We start from the raw sequence: 21,075 nt of genomic DNA, 5'->3' as shown, positions 1-21,075 counted from the left end.
CAGTTATCGGACCCGGATTATAAGTACTGGAAGTAACCCCAATAGAAGCTCCATTCCGATACCACAAATAAGTATAGGTTCCTGAACCACCTCCTCCGGAAGCAACCACTGTTAAAGCCCCGGGGCTAGTTTTTATACATATAGAATCATTGCCTGTTATATATGCCGATAATGCTGGAGTAACATTGATATCAATGGTTGTTGATAAAGCACACTGTCCACCGTCTGGTGTAAAAGTATATTGTGTGGTTCCCTGTGATGTTGTGTTGATTGTTGCAGGATTCCAGGTACCTGTTATTCCATTGGTAGATGTTGTTGGTAATACTCCCGGTGTCGCACCCACACAATAAGGCCCTAACTGTGTGAAAGTGGGAGTTACATTGGCAGTGGCAGTTACAGTAACGATATCCGTTGCTGTGGTGCTACCATCATTTACCGTTATGGTATAGGTTGTAGTTCCTGCTGAAGTTGGTGTGCAGGTCGGGTTTGCAATACCGGCGTTATTTAAATAAGTCGATGGGCTCCATGAATACGTATATGAACCGCTGCCTCCGCTGCCGGTGGGACTGCCACCAAGAGTAATACTTTGATTAACGCATACCGACTGATTATTGCCTGCTTCAGCAACCAGGAGCTCGGCAGGTGAACAAACATCTTCTACAATGGCAGTTAAATCAACACGAATACCTGTTTTTGAACTTGAACTATTTGGTGTAGTAATTGTCGGGGTTACAGATGCAGAGGTTGGGCTATATGTTCTTTGTTCAGGCATCTGTGCATTTTCATTACAACCTGTTATGCCGTTTGCATCCGATTTTAACAGTAAAAAATCCATGGACGTAAGCCCTTGGCCCCAGCCCCCCATCACAAAACCTCCGTCGGCGGTTTTTTGACCATCAGCCATATAATTATGAGCCGGTTCCGTCTGGCTATAAACCTCTCCCATGCTCGGAGTACCGGTAGTATTAGTTTGCATAAGAAACATATCCAGAAAAGTTAAACCCCAAATACTTATGGTGGTACCCATAACAGCTAAACCCGTGGTGGTTTGTTCTATCCTGTGCCCAATATCTTCTGTTGCTAAATTATAGGCAGATGTCCACGAGGGAGTACCGGATGAATTAGTTTTCATGATAAACAAATCACTGCCATCAATGCCGGAAACAGTTCTGTCAGTATATCCTGTGATTAATAAACTGCTTCCGTCGCTATGCAATTTAATATCATTACCAACTTCTGAGTATGAATTATCACCAAAAGTAGTTGTCCATTGATGAGTGCCGCTGGTATTTGTTTTTAAAAGCACCATATCCAAAGTGGTATCCGTGCCAAAAATTTCAGTAGTATATCCGGCAAGTATAAAGCCATCACTGACTTCAACTACAGAGTTGCCCATATCGTCATCTACAGAACTTATTTTAAACATTTTATCCCATGAAATGTTGCCGTTTGAAGCTGTCTTTAGTAAGTAAATGCTTGTTGAATCGCTTTTTGTATCATCATTTCTGTATCCAACAACAATATATCCGCCATCGGAAGTTTGTTTTACCATGTTACCACAAGCTTTATCTGCATATTGTTTTGTCCAGGAAATAGTCTGCCCGTTTGAAGTTATTTTCATCAGGAAACATTTCCCATCTTGCTGACCTGTGATAATGTAACCGCCATCGGAAGTTTGCCTTATACAAAAAGGAGTAGTTATTTTAGTAAAATCTTCAATTCCTGGGATAAAACTTTGCAAACCATAGCTATATTTCCAGTCAATCGCACCTGTTGAAGTTGTTTTAATGACATCAGCACGCATCGGTATCCCTGAATTCTGAAACCCTGCCATGATGTACCCACCGTCAGTGGTTTGCTGCGCACTCCAGCAAATAGCCATAGTTATTGGTAAAGAGCCCGTTATTTTATACAACTTCTGAAACCCTGTTTGTGAAAATACATGGCCTATGCCAAAACAGAAAATTAATACAACTAAAAAAGTAAATTTTTTCATGTTTTTTAGATTTTTATGATTGCTACATTTCATTTAATGCTATAAAAATAGAAATATTTTTCAAAAAACAAAGCATTGACTTATTTATATTTTTAAAAAAAACATATAATATTATGTAATACTTTTGATTATGCTTATCTTTTCAAGACTTTTAAGAATAAATATTCTTTTACTTTAGTAGTTAAATATTTACTTATTATCATGTGATTATTATCCAAATTTGTATCCGTAAATATAAAAAAATTTGTTGTTATATCAGAATATTTTATACTTTTGCAAACTCTTTTTTCTAAGCTTTTGAAATGATAAATATAACTCTCCCTGACAATTCTGTAAGACAATACCCCGAAGGTGTTACAGGGATTGATATTGCCCTAAGCATCAGCGAGGGACTGGCGCGTAATGTGCTGGCAGCAAAAGTGAATGATGAGGTGTGGGATGCCACAAGGCCAATAAACACAGACGCCTCCGTAAAATTGCTCACATGGAACGATACCGAAGGCAAAGCAGCTTTCTGGCATTCATCAGCTCATATCATGGCTGAAGCCATTGAAGCTTTATTTCCAGGAACAAAATTCGGCATTGGACCGGATATTGAAAATGGATTTTATTATGATATTGATCTGGGCAACCGAGTGATTACCGACTCAGACTTTAAAGCCATTGAAGATAAAATCATTGAGCTTGCCAGGCAGGAACAGAAAATGATACGCAAAGAAGTATCAAAAAAAGAAGCTATTGATTTTTTTACCAAAAAGGGTGATGAATATAAACTTGAGCTTATCAATGAGTTGGAAGACGGGCAGATAACTTTTTACGAAAGCGGTAGTTTTACCGACCTCTGCCGGGGGCCCCACCTACCCCATACCGGATTTATCAAAGCGGTAAAAATTATGAGCGTTGCCGGTGCATATTGGCGGGGCGATATAAAACGCAAACAACTGACACGTGTTTACGGCATCACATTCCCCAAACAGAAAGACCTGCAAGATTATCTGCTCCTGCTTGAAGAAGCAAAAAAACGCGACCACCGAAGGCTGGGCAAAGAACTGGAATTATTTACCTTCTCACCGAATGTAGGCCTGGGCTTACCTCTGTGGTTACCTAAAGGCACAGCTTTGCGCGAACGTCTTGAAGCCTTCCTGAAAAAAGTACAGCGTAAAGCCGGATACGTACAAGTAATGACACCTCACATCGGCGACGTAAACCTGTATAAAACCTCCGGACACTTTCAGAAATACGGAGAAGACTCTTTCCGCCCTATCTCTACACCTATTGAAGGCGAACAGTTTATGTTAAAACCCATGAACTGCCCACACCACTGCGAAATCTATAAAAGTAAACCCCGCTCCTACAAAGACCTTCCCTTACGCATGGCCGAATTTGGTACAGTTTACCGCTACGAACAAAGCGGAGAGCTGCACGGACTGACACGTGTAAGAGGATTTACTCAGGATGACGCTCATATTTTCTGCACTCCCGACCAGGTTAAGGCAGAGTTTGTCGGTGTCATTAACATTGTGATGAAGATTTTTAAAGCCCTGGATTTTAAGGAATTTACAGCCCAGGTATCCCTGCGCGACCCCAATAATAAAGAAAAATACATAGGCACAGACGAAAACTGGGAAAAAGCCGAACAAGCCATCCTGGAAGTAACAAAAGAAAACAATATTGATGCAGTCATTGAAATTGGCGAAGCGGCATTCTACGGTCCCAAGCTTGATTTTATGGTTCGCGATGCCATTGGACGTAAATGGCAACTGGGGACTATTCAGGTGGACTATAACCTCCCTGAACGCTTCGATATGGAATACATTGGCAGCGACAACCAGAAACACCGCCCCGTCATGATACATCGTGCGCCTTTTGGTTCAATGGAGCGTTTTGTAGCCGTGCTGATAGAACATTGCGCAGGGAAATTTCCCCTATGGCTTGCCCCTGAACAACTTACTATAATTCCTATAAGCGAAAAGTATGAAATTTATGCAAAAAAAGTATTAGAATTACTAAATAATTACGAAATTCGCTGCAAAATTGACAATAGAAGCGAAAAGGCAGGCAAAAAAATCAGAGACGCAGAACTGGAACGTATCCCATATATGCTTATTGTTGGAGAAAAGGAAGAATCAGACAATACTGTTTCCGTCAGAAAACAAGGCCATGGAGATATGGGTACCTATACAATTGAAGCTTTTGCCGCCATGATTAACGATGAAATTAACAGAATGACTGAATAATTAAATAAAGTATTAACAAAAATGGAGGACACGTTATAGCTACAAATTTTAACAACTACCCGCGCAGAGGAATGGTTAAAAAAGAAGAACTGCACAAAATTAATTACAGAATCACAGCGCCAGTGGTGCGTGTGGTAGGTGAGAACATAAAAATGGGCATCTACTCTATAAAAGAGGCCATAGCCATTGCAGAAGAAGAAGGCCTGGACCTTGTGGAAATCTCACCAAACGCCAACCCACCTGTATGCAAGGTGATTGATTATAAAAAATTCCTCTACGAGCAAAAGCGCAAACAGAAAGAAATGAAAGCCAAGGCGGCAAAAGTTGTTATTAAAGAAATTCGCCTGGGGCCAAATACCGATGACCATGATTTTAATTTCAAATTGAAACATGCCATCAAATTTCTACAGGATGGTTGTAAAGTTAAAGTGGACGTATTTTTCAGAGGGCGTTCAATCGTGTATAAAGAGCAGGGAGAAATTATTTTGCTGAAATTTGCCAATGAGCTGGCCGACTACGGAAAACCAGAACAACTTCCAAAGCTGGAAGGGAAACGAATGATAATGATACTCTCTCCAAAAAAATAAAAAAACCAAAAAACAACATATCATGCCAAAAATGAAGTCAATATCCGGAGCCAAGAAGAGGTTGGATTTTACGGGAACCGGTAAAATTAAAAGGAAGCATGCATACAAAAGCCACATCCTTACAAAAAAATCAACCAAAAGGAAAAGAAACCTGACTTATTCTGCCACGGTAGATAAGGCAGACGAAAAAAGGGTGAAACAAATGCTTGCCTGCTAAATCAAATTAATTATTAACTTGCCTTCAGCATGCAAGATTCCTATAAGGGGTACGCTGAAGCAAAATAATCAAAACTATGCCACGATCAGTTAATGCAGTAGCATCAAGACAAAAAAGAAAAAAAATCCTCAGCCGTGTTAAAGGGCAGTTCGGCCGCAGGAAAAATGTTTGGACGGTAGCTAAAAACGCCTACGAAAAAGGGATGGTGTATGCATACCGCGACAGGAGAAACAAAAAACGCGACTTCCGCAGCCTGTGGATAAGCCGCATCAATGCAGGAGTTCGCGCGTACGACATGAGTTATTCGGAATTCATGGGGAAACTCCACAAAAACAACATCACCCTAAACCGCAAAACCCTGGCCGACTTGGCTATGAACCACCCCGAAGCTTTCAAAGCTGTGGTGGAATCGGTAAAATAAATTTTAAAATCGTTTATTACATAGTCGGAGTACGACTTCAAGTCGCGCCCCGACTTTTGCTATTAGTGTCGGGGTGTCTGCCTTTGCACAAGCTATTGCGCGGTCACCCCGACACTGACAGTTAGCATTTTTACATATAAAAAAGCAGGTATCAATTAAAACAATACCTGCTTTTTATAAGACCATTAATAATTTACTGCACTATCGTCATCTCATCCACAAGGTTCTTGGCCCCGGCATATTTGTCCATGACAAATAGCACATAGCGGATATCCACACAAATAGTTCGTTGCAGTTCCGGCTCATAGAAAATATCTCCGCTCATGGCTTCCCAGTTGCCATCGAAAGCAATTCCAACCAGTTGCCCGTCGCCGTTTATAACCGGACTGCCCGAGTTGCCGCCTGTGATATCCAGGTTAGCGATGAAACACACGGGCATTTCGCCGTTCTTACCATAGCGGCCATAATCCTTTGCTTCATATAATTGTTTCAGTTTTGCAGGCACAATAAACTCATCATTCGAGGGGTCTTCTTTTTCCATCACCCCTTCAAGCGTAGTAATATAATTATAATGTACTGCATCAGCAGCATCATAATCAAGAATTTTTCCGTAAGTCATACGCATAGTTGAGTTGGCATCAGGGTAATATACTTTCCCTGCATTCATCTCGCGCAATCCGGCTATAAACAGGCGGCTTCCTTTATTAATTTTCTTTTCAATATCACCCATAACGCCATATAATTTTTGGATGGTAGTTACCATGGATAAAGTAATTTTAAACCCGGGGTCGTTAACAATCACCTTGTATGTGGGATTGTCAAGAAATGCCATAAGCCTGTTTCTGTCAACAAAAATTGATTTGCTGTAAACTTCATCGGCCCATTTGTTAAAATCTCCTTTGAATTTCTTCTCAGCTTCGTTAGTAAACACATCCGGCCACTGATCTTTCGGGACATTGTCATAATACATCTTCAGTAAGGCAGCAAAAAGTTTTTTATCGGTTGGTTGGTTATAATTCTTAAAATACTTTTCCACTTCCGGCTTAAAAGCATCAGCAAGTGTTTTAATATCCGGATCGTACATCGCTTTTGCTTTTTTGTCTTTTGTTTCTTCTTTTGTCTTAAGCCTCATGTATAATTGGAATGCCCCGAAAGAGAAATAAATGAATTCTGGTCCCTGAAATACCGATTCTTCCAGATATTTCATACTGATATTATATTTTTTCAATTCATCATAACCTTCGGCTATCAACTGTAAAGCTTCTCCATATTTAACCTTACGGCCATTATCAGAAACAACCCACTGGGTAAAATCCTTTTCTATCATTTGTTTTTTATCATATACTTTCAGGCGTTTCAGCCCTTTGGTCTGTCCTATAAAGTACTTCCAATAGTTGGCCGATTGTGCGTATTTTGATGCATATTGTAATTTCACTTTGGGGTCGCCATCCATATCTTCTTTCATCAGGCTGAGCTTTTTGGTGCGTACATCCACAGTGATGGGATTTGATTGTTCCAATGCCAGCTGGATTCCATAAGATGTCAGGTAACGGTTGGTAGTCCCCGGATAGCCCCAGATCATGGCAAAATCATTTTGTTTAACTCCTTTTAAAGAAACAGGCAGAAAATGTTTGGGTTTCAGCGGAATGTTTTTTTCAGAATACTCGGCAGGTGTGCCATCGGGAGCAGAATAAACTCTCAGCAGCGAAAAATCTCCGGTGTGCCGCGGCCACATCCAGTTGTCCGTATCTCCCCCAAACTTCCCTATTGCTGATGGCGGGGCCCCGACAAGGCGCACATCTTTATAAATAATATAAACAAACATGTAGAACTCGTTGTTATCAAAGAAACTTTTTATATCCACAACATACTTGCCTTTTTCCGAAGCTTCTTTTTCGAGGTTGTCGCTAACTTTTTTTATAGCTGCTTCCCGCTCACCCTCAGTCATGTTGTCACGCAATTCAGCCATAACTTTTGAAGTAATATCTTCCATGCGTACCAGAAAAGAAGCTGTAACACCTTCGCATTTCAATTCTTCATTTTTCTTAAAAGCCCAAAAACCATTGGTCAGGTAATCATTCTCAATGGAGCTTTGGTCCTGAATGGCATCAAATCCGCAGTGGTGATTGGTAAGAAGAAGCCCCTGTCCGGAAACCACTTCGGCAGTACAAAAATGTGATGTAGGATAGTCGGCATTGCCAAGCCCTACAATAGCATCCTTAAGCGAAGCATTATTTACATTGTATAATTCTTCGGCAGTAAGATGCAGACCCATTTTCTGCATATCAACATAATTAAGGCGCTCAATAAGCAAAGGCAACCACATGCCTTCATCGGGTGGATTTGTTGCAATAGTCCGGGTAAGCAGACTCATGCAAATCGTTAAAGCAATAAATAACTTCTTCATTGTTGTCTTTTTAGGTTATAATTAATTTACAATTTTTTGCTCAGCAAATTTATACATTAATAATTTATGGAGTGTATAAAAAATATTTACTGAATCAAAAAGCAAACTTATGACCATGCATTATGAAAAATGTTACATTTTTACAATAAGATAACAAAAAATCAGATGCATTATTTTTCCGCCGCAGTATCACTTTGCCCCTCGGGAATATATTCCGGTCCGGTAAGTTTTAACCCAGCTTTTTTAGAAATATATTTAACGAACATATTGCCTCCGAGGTGCGTTGCATTTTTGAGTGAAGTACTGTTTTCTCTCTCCAGATACACACTCACCTCTCCGGGTTTAAGTTTTTTCAAATCCTCAGGATTCAGGGAAATGCTTGTGGCGCCAAAAACATTCGTACAAACTGTTGCCGAGCCATTGTTTTTGTCCTCAATAAATAAGTGGATACTTTCACCATTTTGTAAGGGATAAGACCATTCTATTGTAAGCCCTTCGCTTTTATCTGTTGTTTCAGGGCATTTACTTATTTCAACAGGTATCATCAAAGCATTGTTAGTATATGGTTTTTCTTCACAATCTGTGAAAGTGTAAGTATATTCCGGTTGTACTGTAGTTTGCTTATTAATTTCATAAAATGTCCCCGAAAAAATGTTTTGTTCATTTGGCATTTCTTCGTTTTCAAATATTACTTTACTTGGTTTCACCAGCAAGAGAGTGGTTCCGTTTGCACCTCCGAAACGGAATGAAGCTGTCGCTGTCAATTCCTTTTCTCCCGAGTTATAGGTAACAGAATATGACTGATAAATTTCAGATTGTTTCACCGTATCAGAATTGGCAGTTTCGTTTGATGCACAATGTGCAAAAAACAAAACAACCATAACCATTAATATTAATCTTACTGCTGTTTTCATAGCTTATGAATGTTTATCAATAAATACAATAATTAGATCAAATGTAACCTTTTAAATGCTTCTTTCAACAAATGTTTTTATCGCATCAAATGTTTCTTCCTTCGCCTCAAAATATCCCATATGGGCTACCCCGCCAAGCAATAATGCAGTGCAATTTTCAGGCATAGCTATTTGCTCCAGAACTTTTTCAAACGGAACACGGGTATCCTTTTTCCCCGCAATGAAGAGTACAGGAAAAGCCGCCCCTTTCAGAATATGAGTGCAGTCATTTCTTTCAGCCATCCCGCTATTTGCTGCTATTACGGCTTCTGCCGACATTTGTTTTGATGTTTCAATAAGTTTTTTAATTTCTTCAGAATATTTTTTCTGATTTTCAGGAGCTACCAACGAAGAAATAAATTCACATAGAAAATTAAAATGATTGGATTTAATATAATTATTGGTACGCATACGATTCTTGATAGTCTCCGGGCTGTCGGCAAAGGCGTGCGAATGAAACAACCCCAGCCCTTTTAGCATGTGTCCCCAACTCCCGGCATAAGCCAGCGAAACATATCCGCCCATAGAGTGTCCAATCATGAAACATTTATTTACCTGTAAAGTGTCAAGTACTTTTTTTACACAATCGGCCATTAGTTCCATAGTATGCACAGGGGCTATGCACTCACTTTTTCCATGCCCGGGCAAATCAATACATACAATTTTATTTGAAATCGAAAGGCGTTCGGAAAAATCATCCCAGATATTTAATGATTCGGTAAAACCGTGCAGCAACACCACAGTATTTCCTTGTCCTTTTACGGTATAATGTATTTTAAAGTTTTTGTAAAAGCAATAATCTTCCATACGGTTTTTTAAGTAAAAGTAAAAAAATTTTTGCAGGCGAAATTTATAAGTTAATTCATTTTATAATTCTATTTTTGCAGAAATCAAGCTTTATACATGTTTAGAAAGAAGCAATACACCGCTTCGGGGTCCTTGTCAAAACTTGCCCTACGTAAACTATCAGGAAACCTCATTGCTATGGTTGCCATGGTATTCATTGTATTGCTTATGGTAATTTCAATACTGGCTTATCTTATTACTCCCGATTCAACACCTTTTGCCAACCAGCAGTTTCTTGAACTTATGACAAAAAAACCAGGGTTTAAGGTTCAGATGCTGAAAGTGCATAAAAATGAGCCCGTTCAACAAAGCTGGTTTATTAAAAAAATGCTTTTCGGCAAAAAAAACAGATATACTTACATTCCGATAAATACCTATTTTTTCAGAAATGACAGTATCATAGTTGAAGGATATACTGGAGTACCAAACGAAAAAGGCGAAATCACGGCATACCATCTGGCAGACGTGGTTTATGCCCTGCCTGCAGAGAAACAAACAATTGCAGTTCAAAATAATAAATTACATTTCACGGATATTGACGGGAATTTGAAAACAGCGGATATATCCACACTTCAAACAGAAATTGTCGATAAACTTATTGTAAGTAAAAAATTTTATTTGGGAACCGACCGTTTTGGAAGGGATGTCCTTAGTCAGATTATTGTTGGTTCAAGGGTAAGTTTATCTGTAGGTTTTATTTCTGTTTTTATTTCGCTTCTCATAGGTATTTTTCTTGGCTCTTTGGCAGGGTATTTCAGAGGATGGGTTGATAATGTGGTCATGTGGATTATCAATGTAATATGGTCTATTCCCACACTGTTGCTGGTTATAGCCGTTACGTTTGTTCTTGGCAAAGGATTCTGGCAGATATTTGTGGCTGTTGGACTAACCATGTGGGTTGAAGTAGCCCGTGTCGTACGCGGTCAGATTTTAAGCATACGCGAAAAAGAATTTGTGGAAGCCGGCGTAGCACTTGGCTTCAGCAATACACGCATTATCTTCAGGCATATACTTCCCAATGTGATGGCGCCGGTAATTGTTATCTCGGCAGCAAATTTTGCCTCAGCAATACTTATTGAGGCCGGATTAAGTTTTCTGGGAATCGGAGTGCAACCTCCCATGCCTTCATGGGGCGGTATGATTAAAGAGCACTTCGGATATGTGATACTTGACTCTGCTTACCTGGCCATCATTCCGGGTGTAGCTATAATGCTCACCGTACTTGCTTTTATGATTACTGGTAACGCACTGCGTGATGCTCTCGACGTTAAAATGGTTAACAAGTAAAGGCACAATTTTATAATATCCCAAACTTCTGAATAAATAATGATAAATGACTTATGATTAAATATCAACGATAAAATAAAAAAAACAAAAAATTTCTTGTTTAGAATAAAAAACGTATATTTGCATTGAATTTTCCTGAAAGACATTCTGTTTCATATACACTCCGTAACTGAAACAATTCGTATAAACTTGTTTTTTCAAAATTGTTATAATCATAACACGAATTAATTTTAACATATAATTTTTTATGTACAACATCCTTGACCTGAATGCCATGGCACTGCCCGAATTGCAGGAAATTGCCGAAAAGCTTAATGTGCCCGATTACGAAGATTTACGAAAAAAAGACCTGATATTAAAAATCCTTGACATTCAGGCCTTCAAACCCGAAGAGCAGAAACCTGCTGAAAAAAAATTTGAAAAGAACGGAAAAAGCCGCCGCAGGGTTGCACAACGCCGAACACGCATTGAAAATCCCGAACTCAAAGCTCAGGTGAATGGGAACTACAACCCGGTACAAGTGAGTAAAAATAATGGCTCAGGGGAAACAAAACCTTATCCGGATGCTGAAGAAATAAAAACAGAAATTAACATTGAACCCAAAGAAAAAGCTCCTGTTTTAACAGAGCCGACAACTGACAGAATACAAGAAACACCAGCATCTATTAACCATGGTTACAATAAAGAACTATTTGAGGAAGAAGCCAGAAAGTTCGACTTTATTCTTCCTTCCCCCGATGATGATGATTTGGCAGCGCATTCAGTTACTTCTGAACCCGAAACGCCAGTAGAACCAATAGCCGTGGAAGAATCTCCTGCTTCGGCTGAAAAAGATATAGCCCCTTTAGAAACATCTCCCGAAGTTGTTCCTGATAGTGCAGTCATCCCTCCCGTTTCCCTCAATGAAAACGGTGAAAGCAAACCTGCTGAGCAGGAACGTCAGCAACGCGACTTTCAAAAACGCAACCAACAACAACGGGAAAAACCAGTAGAATACGCTTTCGATTTTGAAGGTATTGTTTCCAGCGAAGGAGTCCTTGAAATAATGCCTGACGGCTATGGGTTTCTCAGGTCATCGGATTATAATTACCTGAACTCTCCTGATGACATTTATGTTTCTCAATCACAAATTAAATTATTCGGCTTGAAAACCGGCGACACTGTGAAAGGCAGGATACGCCCTCCCAAGGAAGGTGAAAAATATTTTCCGCTGATTAAAGTTGAACATATCAATGGTCGAAGCCCCGAAGTAGTCCGCGACAGGGTAAATTTTGACCACCTGACACCACTGTTCCCCGAACAAAAGTTAAATCTCACCGGACACCCTCAGATGACTATCACATCCCGCATTATTGATATGTTTACTCCCATCGGCAAAGGTCAGCGAGGCCTCATAGTAGCTCAACCAAAAACAGGGAAAACAATGATTTTAAAAGAAATTGCCAATGCAGTTGCTTATAATCATCCTGAAGTATATCTTATCATCCTGCTTGTTGATGAACGCCCCGAAGAAGTTACCGATATGCAACGCAGTGTGAAAGCTGAAGTTGTCGCATCCACTTTTGATGAACCAGCAGATAAACACGTGAAGATTGCCAACATCGTCTTGGAAAAAGCCAAACGCCTGGTGGAATGTGGCCATGATGTGATGATACTTCTTGACTCCATCACCCGCCTTGCCAGAGCCTACAATACCGTTGCCCCGGCATCGGGGAAAGTGCTTTCAGGGGGTGTGGAAGCCAGCGCACTTCAAAAACCCAAGAAATTTTTTGGCGCTGCCCGCCAGATTGAAAACGGAGGCTCGTTAACTATTATCGCTACAGCCCTTACAGAAACCGGCTCCAAAATGGATGAAGTTATTTTTGAAGAATTCAAAGGAACTGGAAATATGGAATTACAACTTGAGCGCAAATTATCAAATAAACGTATTTTCCCCTCCATAGATATTGTCGCCTCCAGTACACGCCGCGATGATCTGCTTCTGGAAAAAGATGTACTGCAACGTATTTGGGTGTTACGCAACCACCTTGCCGACATGAATCCTGTGGAAGCCATGGAATTTTTAAAAGACAAAATGAAATTCACACAAACAAACGAAGAGTTTTTGTTGTTCATGAACGGGTAAGCTATTCTATAGCTTTATTTACTTATTAATAAAAAAAAGCCGTTTCGTATGAAGTGGCTTTTTTCAATTTGTTTATTAATTATTTCTGAGGAGTTTCTCCGCTTGCAGGGGCTTCTACCGTCCCTTCCAGTGTCAGGGAAACTGTTGAATTTACCGGATCGTTGCTAATAACAGTAACGGTTTTGTATTGTTTCCCTGTTCTTCCTGCCGTATTGAAAGTTGCAGTGATTTTACTTGACTCGCCTTTTTTTAATATGGTTTTTTCCGGATTCGTGGCTGTACATCCGCAACTGGCCTTTACCTTGCGAATAATAAGGTCGTTCACTCCTTCATTTTTGAAAACAAAGGTGCACTCAACTTTCTCACCCTGTTTGGCCTTATCAAAATTGTAAGTGGTATTCTCAAACTTCATGATTGGGGCATCGGCAAGTTCCGCTGGAGTAAGTTTTGAAAAGTCTTCATTAATATTCAGGCTCACATGCAATCTTTTTTCCGCCTGTAAACTGTCATTTGTAGATATTAAAAGCTGGTCGAAAACATATCCAAACTCGTTACGTTTGGTAACATCATAAGTAACTAAAATTATACCTTTTTGCTTAGGTTTTAACACTTCGGGTATTGCCTTTGCCTGCATATAAACCGGTAAGGCGCCAAATCCGATATTCATAGGCTTGTTCCACTCATTATATAATTTCAGTGTGTCAGTTCTAACTTCAGTATTATTAACATTGCCGAGGTTGATGTTTGAGTTAACAAGTCTGAGATTTCCCATCACAACAGGATACAGGTCGGCTATTGTTTTCTCTTTGGGAAGCACTTCCCCTTTAACGGTCAGGCTTAGGCTGGGCATTGTGGGGTCGTTTGTTGTTACAGCGACACCCTTATTAAAAACTCCGGGGCGGCCTTTAGGATTATATTCTACATCAATGTACCCTGATTTTTTTGGCATTACTCCGGTTTTGGTCCAGTCAACAGGGGTGCATCCACATCCGGGTTTTACGCTGAGTAGTTTGAGAGTGTCATCACCCTGATTAGTAAAAATAAAACGGTATTTTACATTGCCACCCTCTTCTTTAATTTTTCCGAAATCATGCTCCAGTTTTTCAAATTTAACGACAGGTTTTTTCTGCGCATTAATGGTGCCATAACTGATAAATGATAACAGCACACTAACATATAATAATTTTTTCATGGTATAAATTTTTTGTTTTACAAAAATACAATATTAATTACTTATTGATTTGTTTATTTTGTTTTTTTTATTTTAGTTTTTGGCTTTTCCCTACAAATCCTTCTGAAATAATTTTATTAATATATGCTGTATCCCTTACACAATCAATACGATACATTTCAACGAAAGGGTCGTCATCCTCAATCATACCCAACAATGTTTCCGGCGAAGGAGTTTTTTCTAAACGGCTATACTCCTCATAAGTATATTTTGTAAAAACAGATTTTTCGTTAATGCCTCGGTTATCGAGCAAATAACCATTCAGCAGGTGTGTTGGGTAAGCAAGTTCTCCCTGATAAAACACATCCATAATATCGGGATATGACACAATGCTTTCTTTATCTGCTGACAAAGTTACCGGAACCTTCTCATAATAATCATTTTTTGTTTTATAAATTATCACTAATGGCCTTGCTGTCATTATGGTTTTGGGTGTTATTTCTTTACTATCTTCTGAAGTCTGTAAACTTTGTTTGGTGTTTTTGCATGCCATAAAACCCATTAATACAATAAAAACAATAAAAGTACCAGGTATTTTTTTCATTTTAAATTTTAAACAGTCAATTAAACAAAACTTACAAAAACAAAAAATAGTATTTTTGAATGTTTTTTTTCAGACACAACATATCAAAATACATGCCGGCATTTTCAGAAAGATGTGATTTAATAACAAGTCCTGTGGATGGCCATGCTTATAAACCTAAAGTTATCTGGTTTACAGGCTTGTCAGGAGCGGGAAAAACTACTCTTGCCAATGCGTTGCAAACATTTTTCAAACAAAAAGGTTTGCCCTGTGTGAATTTTGATGGCGATATTCTCCGCAAAGGGATAAACAAAGACCTCGGATACTCTGATAATGACCGTATGGAAAATATCCGGCGTGCCTCCGAAATAGCAAAACTTTTTATTGCACAGCAAACTTTTGTCATCTGTAGTTTTATTACACCTTTGGAATCTATGCGCTTTATGGCAGAAGAAATCATAAGCCATGAAAAATTTATCCTTGTGTATGTAAATTGTAGCCTGGATGTTTGCGAACAACGTGATGTCAAAGGAATGTATCAACAAGCCCGCAAAGGTTCCATCAAGGATTTTACCGGTATCCATTCATTGTATGAGCCTCCGATTCAGCCGGATATTGAGATAAACAGCGGGCAATGGGAACTTCAGCAATCCATCAGCTTTCTTACCGAAAAGGTTCAACTTTTAATTATATAACTAATGCCATCAAACCAGCTTAATCATATAGAACTTCTGGAAGCTGAATCCATTTATGTTATTCGCGAAGTTGCCGCGCAGTTTCAGAACCCTGTACTTTTATTCTCAGGAGGCAAAGATTCCATTGTTATGTTTCATCTTGCCCGTAAAGCATTCTGGCCTGCACAAATACCTTTCCCGTTATTGCATATTGACACGGGGCACAACTTTCCGGAAACCATTAAATACCGTGACAATTTAATAAAAAAAACGGGGGTACGTCTTATAGTGGCTTATGTACAGGAAACTATTGATGAGGGGCGTGCTGTGGAAGAAACCGGGTTTTATGCCAGCCGGAATGTTTTGCAAACCATCACCCTCCTTGACGCTATTGAAAAAAATAAAATTGATGCCGCTATGGGTGGCGCCCGCAGGGATGAGGAAAAATCACGTGCTAAAGAACGCTTCTTTTCTCATAGGGATGACTTCGGACAATGGGACCCTAAAAACCAGCGCCCCGAACTTTGGAATATTTTCAACGGAAGAAAAAAACAAGGCGAACATTTCAGGGTTTTCCCCTTGAGCAACTGGACAGAGATGGATATATGGCAATATATTTTAAAGGAAAATATCGAAATGCCTTCATTATATTTCTCCCATGACCGAGATTGTTTTATACGTGATGGAGTCATCTATGCTTTTTCTGATTTTGTAAAACTTAAGGACACAGAAAAAGTGGAACGGATGCATGTGCGTTTCCGTACTATTGGTGATATGACCTGTACAGGGGGAACACTTTCAACAGCCATCAACGTGTATGAGATTATTCAGGAAGTGGCAGCCACACATGAAACCGAAAGGGGAAGCCGCATTGACGACAAACGTTCTGAAACGGCTATGGAAGACCGCAAAAAAGAAGGATATTTTTAATGCGTTAGCAAGATGGTAGCAAAAAAAACAGACGGATATATGAATATGGAACTTTTACGCTTCGCCGCAGTGGGAAGTGTTGATGATGGCAAAAGTACCCTGATTGGGCGTTTGTTGTATGACTCCAAATCCATATTCCAGGACCAGTTGGATGCCATCAGCAAGGCCAGCGAAAGACGCGGTGAAGCGCAACTAAACCTTGCACTGCTCACCGACGGCCTGCGTGCCGAACGCGAACAGGGTATCACCATTGATGTTGCCTACCGCTATTTTGCAACTCCAAAGCGAAAATTTATCATAACCGACACCCCGGGACATTTGCAGTACACAAGAAACATGATAACCGGAGCCTCTAATGCCAACCTGGCACTCATACTCATTGATGCCCGCAAAGGCGTTATAGAGCAAACTAAAAGGCATTCTTTCATCGCCTCACTGTTGAAAATTCCTCATCTTGTAGTTTGTATAAACAAAATGGACCTTGTTGATTACAGTGAAGATGTTTTTGAAGAAATAAAAGATGACTATAAAAGTTTTGCCTCAAAACTTGAAGTTCAGGATGTTAACTTTATTCCAATATGCGCTTTGCATGGAGATAATGTGGTAAACGGTTCGGATAAAATGCCCTGGTATAAAAACAGTCCGCTTTTATATCTTCTCGAAACTATCCACATCAGCAGCGATGAAAACCTTATTGACTGCCGTTTTCCTGTTCAATATATTATCAGGCCTAACAACCAGGAATATCATGATTATCGCGCTTATGCCGGCAAAGTAGTCAGCGGTATTTTTAAGCCTGGAGACAAAGTGATGATACTGCCATCAAAAATTCACACACAAATAAAATCAATTGAGACTTATGAAGGCCCGGTAACAGATGCTTTTGCTCCCATGTCAATAAGCATGTGCCTTGCCGAAGATGTGGATGTGAGCCGGGGCGACATGATAGTTCGTCAGAACAATGTTCCAACTGTGGCCAGAAATTTTGAAGCTATGCTTTGCTGGTTTAATGAAAATAAATTGGCCCCTGGTAAAAAATACGCCATAAGACACACAACCCGCGAAGCCCGATGTATCATTAAAGAAATCAGGTATAAAGTGGACATAAATACCCTACATCGTTTAGAAGGTTTGGAAGAAATAGGCATGAACGACGTGGCCCGCGTGTCAATAAGTACAACTCAGTCTTTGTTTATCGACAAATATAAAATTAACCGCGCTACAGGAAGTTTTATACTGATTGATGAAAGTACTAATGAAACTGTTGGAGCAGGAATGATATTGTGATAATTTTTCAAACAACGTCTTAATCCCCGAAGATATTTTCAAAAATCAAACTTATAAATAAGAAACATAATTATGAAAACAGACATTGAAATAGCCCGCGAAGCGAAGATGCTTCACATAAGAGATATTGCTGCAAAACTTGATGTTGCAGAAGATGACCTGCAATATTTCGGGAAATATAAAACAAAACTTCCCTTAAGACTTATTGATGAAGATAAAATAAAACGCCATAAACTTATCCTGGTTTCAGCTATTTCACCTACTCCTGCCGGAGAAGGAAAAACAACTATATCCATAGGCCTCGCGCAAGGATTGAACCGTATAGGCCGACAAACGACTGTGGTTCTTCGCGAGCCTTCCATGGGGCCTGTATTTGGCGTCAAGGGCGGCGCTGCCGGCGGAGGATACTCACAAGTACTTCCAATGGAAGATATCAACCTTCATTTTACCGGCGACTTTGCCGCTATAGAAAAAGCTCACAACCTGCTCTCTGCTATCATTGACAATAATATTCAAAATAAAAAAAATAATATAGGCCTCGACCCCCGAACCATTTCGTGGAAACGGGTGATGGATATGAATGACCGCTCGCTTCGTAAAATCATCGTCGGATTGGGAGGAACTATGTCAGGAGTGCCACGGGAAACAGGAGTTGATATCACTGCGGCTTCAGAAATTATGGCGATACTTTGTTTATCGGACAATTTGCAACACTGTAAAGAAAAAATGGGAAATATTTTTATAGGCTTTACCTATGATAAGAAACCTGTTTTTGCGCGCGACCTGAAAGCCAACGGCGCTATGGCCGCCCTGCTGAAGGATGCCATAATGCCCAATCTGGTACAAACTATTGAGAATACACCGGCAATAATTCACGGTGGCCCTTTTGCCAATATTGCGCAGGGAACCAATTCGGTGATAGCCACACGCATGGGACTTTCATTATCAGATTATGTTGTAACAGAGGCTGGCTTTGGATTTGACCTTGGGGCCGAAAAATTTATTGACATCAAATGCCGTTATTCGGGTCTGCGCCCTGATGCAGTTGTGCTGGTTGCTACTGTAAGGGCACTTAAATATCATGGAGGAGCAGAGCTGAAAACATTGAAAGAAGCCAATCCCGAAGCGCTGAAAAAAGGCCTTCCCAACCTCGAAAAACATATTGAAAATATGAAGCTTTTTAACATCTGCCCTGCAGTTGCCATCAACAGGTTTGCCACAGATACCGAAGAGGAACTTCATATTATAAAAAGCCGATGCAAAGAGCTTGGCGTTCCGGCTATCGTTTCCGATGTATGGAGTGCAGGCGGATCCGGGGCCATTGAACTTGCAGAAACGGTTGGAAAAATTGCTGATAGTTGTACAGCGCAACTTGAGCTATTATATGAACTTGAATGGCCTGTTGAGAAAAAAATAGAAACCATCTGCAAAAAAATCTATGGGGCAGAGCATGTTGATTATAATCCCAAAGCTAAAAAAGACCTTCAGAAAATATATAATCTCGGACTCAATAAACTGGCAGTTTGTATTGCCAAAACACAAAAATCCCTGTCCGACAATCCTGATTTATTGGGCAGACCAAAAGATTTTATTGTTACCGTAAGAGAGATAGAAATTGCCGCAGGAGCAGGTTTTATTATTCCAATCACAGGTGAGATCATGCGTATGCCGGGATTACCGGAAGTTCCCACAGCAGAAAATATTGATATAGATAGCGAAGGAAATATTATTGGCCTATCCTAACGATTATCTTCAGCAAACCACTCTGCTGATGATGTAACAGTCTCGCACAGTTTCAGGCTGAATAACTTTATGTTTGAGGGTAAATGTTTCTGAATACGAGCAGCAAAATCGGCAAGCATATTTTCACAGGTAGGTTGGTATGGCAGCAAAATTACATTGTCAAATTCCTTAAGCGAATTAAGAATACTAGCAGGTGTTTTATCAGACAAAACCAGTGCATGATCCAGCTTGTCAGTAATTTCGTTTTTAATAATATTTTTCAATTCATTAAAATCCATCACCATGCCGTTCACTGGAGAGTTGTCGTCGCATACCGGGCTCCCGATAACTGTAACATACAAACAATACGAATGCCCGTGAATATTACGGCAGGGCCCGTTGTAACCCATAAGCGCATGCGCCATCTCAAATTTAAATTCTTTCGTAATTCTTATTTTGTTCATAATTTATGCATTCAGGTGTTCGACTAATATTTTTATGCCTATTGCTATCAGCACTAATCCGCCAATTATTTCTGCTTTTTTGGCGTTTAAAAAATTAAATTTTTTCCCAATATAAATGCCTGTTAGAGATATAATAAATGTAACCAAACCAATGATTCCGACAGTCAGTAAAATGTTGAATTCTAAAAAAGCAAAGGTGATGCCTACTATCAAAGCATCGATACTTGTTGCTAAAGATAATCCTGCCAATACCCATAACCTGGTTATCTTAATATTTTTTTCTTCTTCTTTTTTAAAGGCTTCTATAATCATCTTAATGCCTATAGCACCAAGTATTCCGAAAGCCATCCAATGGTCGAATTCCGAGATGAGGTTTTTAAACGAAAGCCCCAACAGCCATCCAATCACAGGCATCAACGCCTGAAATAATCCAAAAAAGAATGCAATTTTTAGTGCCTGCAATTTATTGATTTTACACCTGCCCATGCTGCATGACAAGGAAACAGCAAAACAATCCATCGCCAGTCCTAAGCCTATCAGTATGATTTCAAAAATATTCATTGATGCAAAGCTATAAATAATAAATCATCCCGTTTTTTAATTAACAAAAAACTGCCTGTAGCAATTTGTATTTTATTATTTATATTTGTAAATAACACTTAAAATTATCATTATGTTAGACAACCTTTTAAACCTGGTTAAAGAAAATGCCGGCGAGGCTATCATTAATAATCCGGCCATACCAAATAAAAAAAATGACATTGTCTGCAAGGCGGCAACAAAATCATTAATGAATAAGTTACAGGGTGTAGCAAAAAATGATGGCTTAGACAGCATTAAAAACCTTTTCCAGCAAGGCGCGGATGCGGAAAGTAATCCTGTAGTTAACAATATTTCAACCGGAGTTGCCGGTGACCTGATGAAAAAGTTCAAGCTGGATGGCAATGTAGCCGGTACCCTTGTTAAATCATTAATTCCTGTTGTTATGGGACAGCTTATTAACAAAACCAATGACCCAAATGATAACAGTTTTGATTTGCAGGATATTTTGGGTTCTTTAACCGGCGGTGGAAATAGCGGCGGTATTCTGGGTAAACTAAAAGGAATGTTTGGCGGTTAATTTTTTTCTCCGGCTAATTTTTTTCTAAAATAAATCTTTCTTCCCGGT

19 protein-coding genes are annotated in these 21,075 nt (G+C 39.6%); 11 read left to right on the top strand and 8 right to left on the bottom strand.

From position 1 onward, the window contains the following. On the bottom strand, positions 1-1,996 hold a 1,996-nt coding region (locus tag M0R16_11785), incomplete at its 3' end, for a hypothetical protein (protein ID MCK9613553.1). Between the two features lie 302 nt (positions 1,997-2,298). Here M0R16_11785 and thrS point away from each other — a divergent pair. The 4 genes from thrS to rplT all read left to right on the top strand — a co-directional run bounded on the left by thrS (position 2,299) and on the right by rplT (position 5,458). After that, positions 2,299-4,233, top strand: coding sequence for a threonine--tRNA ligase (gene thrS / locus M0R16_11780; protein MCK9613552.1), 1,935 nt, complete (start codon positions 2,299-2,301; stop codon positions 4,231-4,233). A 71-nt stretch (positions 4,234-4,304) separates the two neighbouring features. Next, entirely contained in the window at positions 4,305-4,820 is a 516-nt protein-coding gene (gene infC / locus M0R16_11775; protein ID MCK9613551.1) for a translation initiation factor IF-3, read from the top strand. Positions 4,821-4,842: 22 nt separating this feature from the next. Further along, complete coding sequence (gene rpmI, locus M0R16_11770; protein MCK9613550.1) at positions 4,843-5,037, top strand: 50S ribosomal protein L35; 195 nt, start codon at positions 4,843-4,845, stop codon at positions 5,035-5,037. A gap of 76 nt (positions 5,038-5,113) precedes the next feature. Beyond that, complete coding sequence (gene rplT, locus M0R16_11765) at positions 5,114-5,458, top strand: 50S ribosomal protein L20 (protein ID MCK9613549.1); 345 nt, start codon at positions 5,114-5,116, stop codon at positions 5,456-5,458. A gap of 193 nt (positions 5,459-5,651) precedes the next feature. Here the strand turns inward: rplT and M0R16_11760 are convergent, their stop codons facing one another. The 3 genes from M0R16_11760 to M0R16_11750 all read right to left on the bottom strand — a co-directional run bounded on the left by M0R16_11760 (position 5,652) and on the right by M0R16_11750 (position 9,625). Then, a complete protein-coding gene (locus M0R16_11760; GenBank protein MCK9613548.1) occupies positions 5,652-7,865 on the bottom strand; it encodes a S46 family peptidase in 2,214 nt (737 codons plus the stop codon). Positions 7,866-8,035: 170 nt separating this feature from the next. After that, positions 8,036-8,779: a hypothetical protein gene (locus M0R16_11755; protein MCK9613547.1), complete on the bottom strand. Its 744-nt coding sequence runs from the start codon at positions 8,777-8,779 to the stop codon at positions 8,036-8,038. 51 nt (positions 8,780-8,830) lie between these two features. Next, entirely contained in the window at positions 8,831-9,625 is a 795-nt protein-coding gene (locus M0R16_11750; GenBank protein ID MCK9613546.1) for an alpha/beta hydrolase, read from the bottom strand. Between the two features lie 96 nt (positions 9,626-9,721). On the opposite strand from M0R16_11750, the gene M0R16_11745 reads away from it, so the two are divergent. Together M0R16_11745 and rho are read left to right on the top strand one after the other, a co-directional pair. Next, complete coding sequence (locus tag M0R16_11745) at positions 9,722-10,951, top strand: ABC transporter permease (GenBank protein ID MCK9613545.1); 1,230 nt, start codon at positions 9,722-9,724, stop codon at positions 10,949-10,951. A 247-nt stretch (positions 10,952-11,198) separates the two neighbouring features. Further along, positions 11,199-13,076, top strand: a complete 1,878-nt coding sequence (gene rho, locus M0R16_11740) for a transcription termination factor Rho (protein MCK9613544.1) — start codon at positions 11,199-11,201, stop codon at positions 13,074-13,076. A gap of 79 nt (positions 13,077-13,155) precedes the next feature. Here rho and M0R16_11735 read toward each other — a convergent pair whose 3' ends face one another. Both M0R16_11735 and M0R16_11730 read right to left on the bottom strand, forming a co-directional pair. Next, the gene (locus tag M0R16_11735; GenBank protein MCK9613543.1) at positions 13,156-14,268 is read right to left on the bottom strand and encodes a DUF1573 domain-containing protein; all 1,113 of its coding nucleotides are present in this window, start codon (positions 14,266-14,268) and stop codon (positions 13,156-13,158) included. Positions 14,269-14,335: 67 nt separating this feature from the next. Continuing rightward, complete coding sequence (locus M0R16_11730) at positions 14,336-14,851, bottom strand: hypothetical protein (GenBank protein ID MCK9613542.1); 516 nt, start codon at positions 14,849-14,851, stop codon at positions 14,336-14,338. 92 nt (positions 14,852-14,943) lie between these two features. Between M0R16_11730 and cysC the strand changes: the two genes are divergently transcribed. The 4 genes from cysC (at position 14,944) to M0R16_11710 (ending at position 19,464) form a co-directional block, all read left to right on the top strand. Further along, positions 14,944-15,525, top strand: a complete 582-nt coding sequence (cysC, locus tag M0R16_11725) for an adenylyl-sulfate kinase (protein MCK9613541.1) — start codon at positions 14,944-14,946, stop codon at positions 15,523-15,525. Positions 15,526-15,528: 3 nt separating this feature from the next. Continuing rightward, complete coding sequence (gene cysD, locus M0R16_11720) at positions 15,529-16,434, top strand: sulfate adenylyltransferase subunit CysD (protein ID MCK9613540.1); 906 nt, start codon at positions 15,529-15,531, stop codon at positions 16,432-16,434. A gap of 12 nt (positions 16,435-16,446) precedes the next feature. Beyond that, the gene (locus M0R16_11715; GenBank protein MCK9613539.1) at positions 16,447-17,721 is read left to right on the top strand and encodes a GTP-binding protein; all 1,275 of its coding nucleotides are present in this window, start codon (positions 16,447-16,449) and stop codon (positions 17,719-17,721) included. A 72-nt stretch (positions 17,722-17,793) separates the two neighbouring features. Next, on the top strand, positions 17,794-19,464 hold the full coding sequence (locus M0R16_11710; protein ID MCK9613538.1) for a formate--tetrahydrofolate ligase: 1,671 nt from the start codon (positions 17,794-17,796) through the stop codon (positions 19,462-19,464). Here M0R16_11710 and M0R16_11705 read toward each other — a convergent pair. Next, positions 19,461-19,907: a 6-carboxytetrahydropterin synthase gene (locus M0R16_11705; protein MCK9613537.1), complete on the bottom strand. Its 447-nt coding sequence runs from the start codon at positions 19,905-19,907 to the stop codon at positions 19,461-19,463. The genes M0R16_11710 and M0R16_11705 overlap by 4 nt on opposite strands. A 3-nt stretch (positions 19,908-19,910) precedes the next feature. Then, complete coding sequence (locus tag M0R16_11700) at positions 19,911-20,468, bottom strand: manganese efflux pump MntP family protein (protein ID MCK9613536.1); 558 nt, start codon at positions 20,466-20,468, stop codon at positions 19,911-19,913. Positions 20,469-20,580: 112 nt separating this feature from the next. On the opposite strand from M0R16_11700, the gene M0R16_11695 reads away from it, so the two are divergent. After that, positions 20,581-21,027: a hypothetical protein gene (locus tag M0R16_11695; protein MCK9613535.1), complete on the top strand. Its 447-nt coding sequence runs from the start codon at positions 20,581-20,583 to the stop codon at positions 21,025-21,027. The last annotated feature ends 48 nt before the right edge of the window (positions 21,028-21,075 follow it).

This window comes from Bacteroidales bacterium (assembly GCA_023228145.1).
GTDB lineage: Bacteria > Bacteroidota > Bacteroidia > Bacteroidales > CAIWKO01 > CAIWKO01.
The sequence above is the reverse complement of the archived record's forward strand: the minus strand, read 5'-3'. Positions and strand labels throughout refer to the sequence as shown.

Excerpts from the sequence above, each read along its gene's own strand:
- M0R16_11760 (MCK9613548.1), bottom strand. The coding sequence starts at position 7,865 with ATGAAGAAGTTATTTATTGCTTTAACGATTTGCATGAGTCTGCTTACC.
- M0R16_11695 (MCK9613535.1), top strand. The coding sequence starts at position 20,581 with ATGTTAGACAACCTTTTAAACCTGGTTAAAGAAAATGCCGGCGAGGCT.
- M0R16_11735 (MCK9613543.1), bottom strand. The coding sequence starts at position 14,268 with ATGAAAAAATTATTATATGTTAGTGTGCTGTTATCATTTATCAGTTAT.
- M0R16_11755 (MCK9613547.1), bottom strand. The coding sequence starts at position 8,779 with ATGAAAACAGCAGTAAGATTAATATTAATGGTTATGGTTGTTTTGTTT.
- M0R16_11750 (MCK9613546.1), bottom strand. The coding sequence starts at position 9,625 with ATGGAAGATTATTGCTTTTACAAAAACTTTAAAATACATTATACCGTA.
- M0R16_11715 (MCK9613539.1), top strand. The coding sequence starts at position 16,447 with ATGGTAGCAAAAAAAACAGACGGATATATGAATATGGAACTTTTACGC.
- infC (MCK9613551.1), top strand. The coding sequence starts at position 4,305 with ATGGTTAAAAAAGAAGAACTGCACAAAATTAATTACAGAATCACAGCG.
- rho (MCK9613544.1), top strand. The coding sequence starts at position 11,199 with ATGTACAACATCCTTGACCTGAATGCCATGGCACTGCCCGAATTGCAG.
- M0R16_11705 (MCK9613537.1), bottom strand. The coding sequence starts at position 19,907 with ATGAACAAAATAAGAATTACGAAAGAATTTAAATTTGAGATGGCGCAT.
- M0R16_11745 (MCK9613545.1), top strand. The coding sequence starts at position 9,722 with ATGTTTAGAAAGAAGCAATACACCGCTTCGGGGTCCTTGTCAAAACTT.
- cysD (MCK9613540.1), top strand. The coding sequence starts at position 15,529 with ATGCCATCAAACCAGCTTAATCATATAGAACTTCTGGAAGCTGAATCC.
- cysC (MCK9613541.1), top strand. The coding sequence starts at position 14,944 with ATGCCGGCATTTTCAGAAAGATGTGATTTAATAACAAGTCCTGTGGAT.
- thrS (MCK9613552.1), top strand. The coding sequence starts at position 2,299 with ATGATAAATATAACTCTCCCTGACAATTCTGTAAGACAATACCCCGAA.
- M0R16_11700 (MCK9613536.1), bottom strand. The coding sequence starts at position 20,468 with ATGAATATTTTTGAAATCATACTGATAGGCTTAGGACTGGCGATGGAT.
- rpmI (MCK9613550.1), top strand. The coding sequence starts at position 4,843 with ATGCCAAAAATGAAGTCAATATCCGGAGCCAAGAAGAGGTTGGATTTT.
- rplT (MCK9613549.1), top strand. The coding sequence starts at position 5,114 with ATGCCACGATCAGTTAATGCAGTAGCATCAAGACAAAAAAGAAAAAAA.
- M0R16_11730 (MCK9613542.1), bottom strand. The coding sequence starts at position 14,851 with ATGAAAAAAATACCTGGTACTTTTATTGTTTTTATTGTATTAATGGGT.
- M0R16_11710 (MCK9613538.1), top strand. The coding sequence starts at position 17,794 with ATGAAAACAGACATTGAAATAGCCCGCGAAGCGAAGATGCTTCACATA.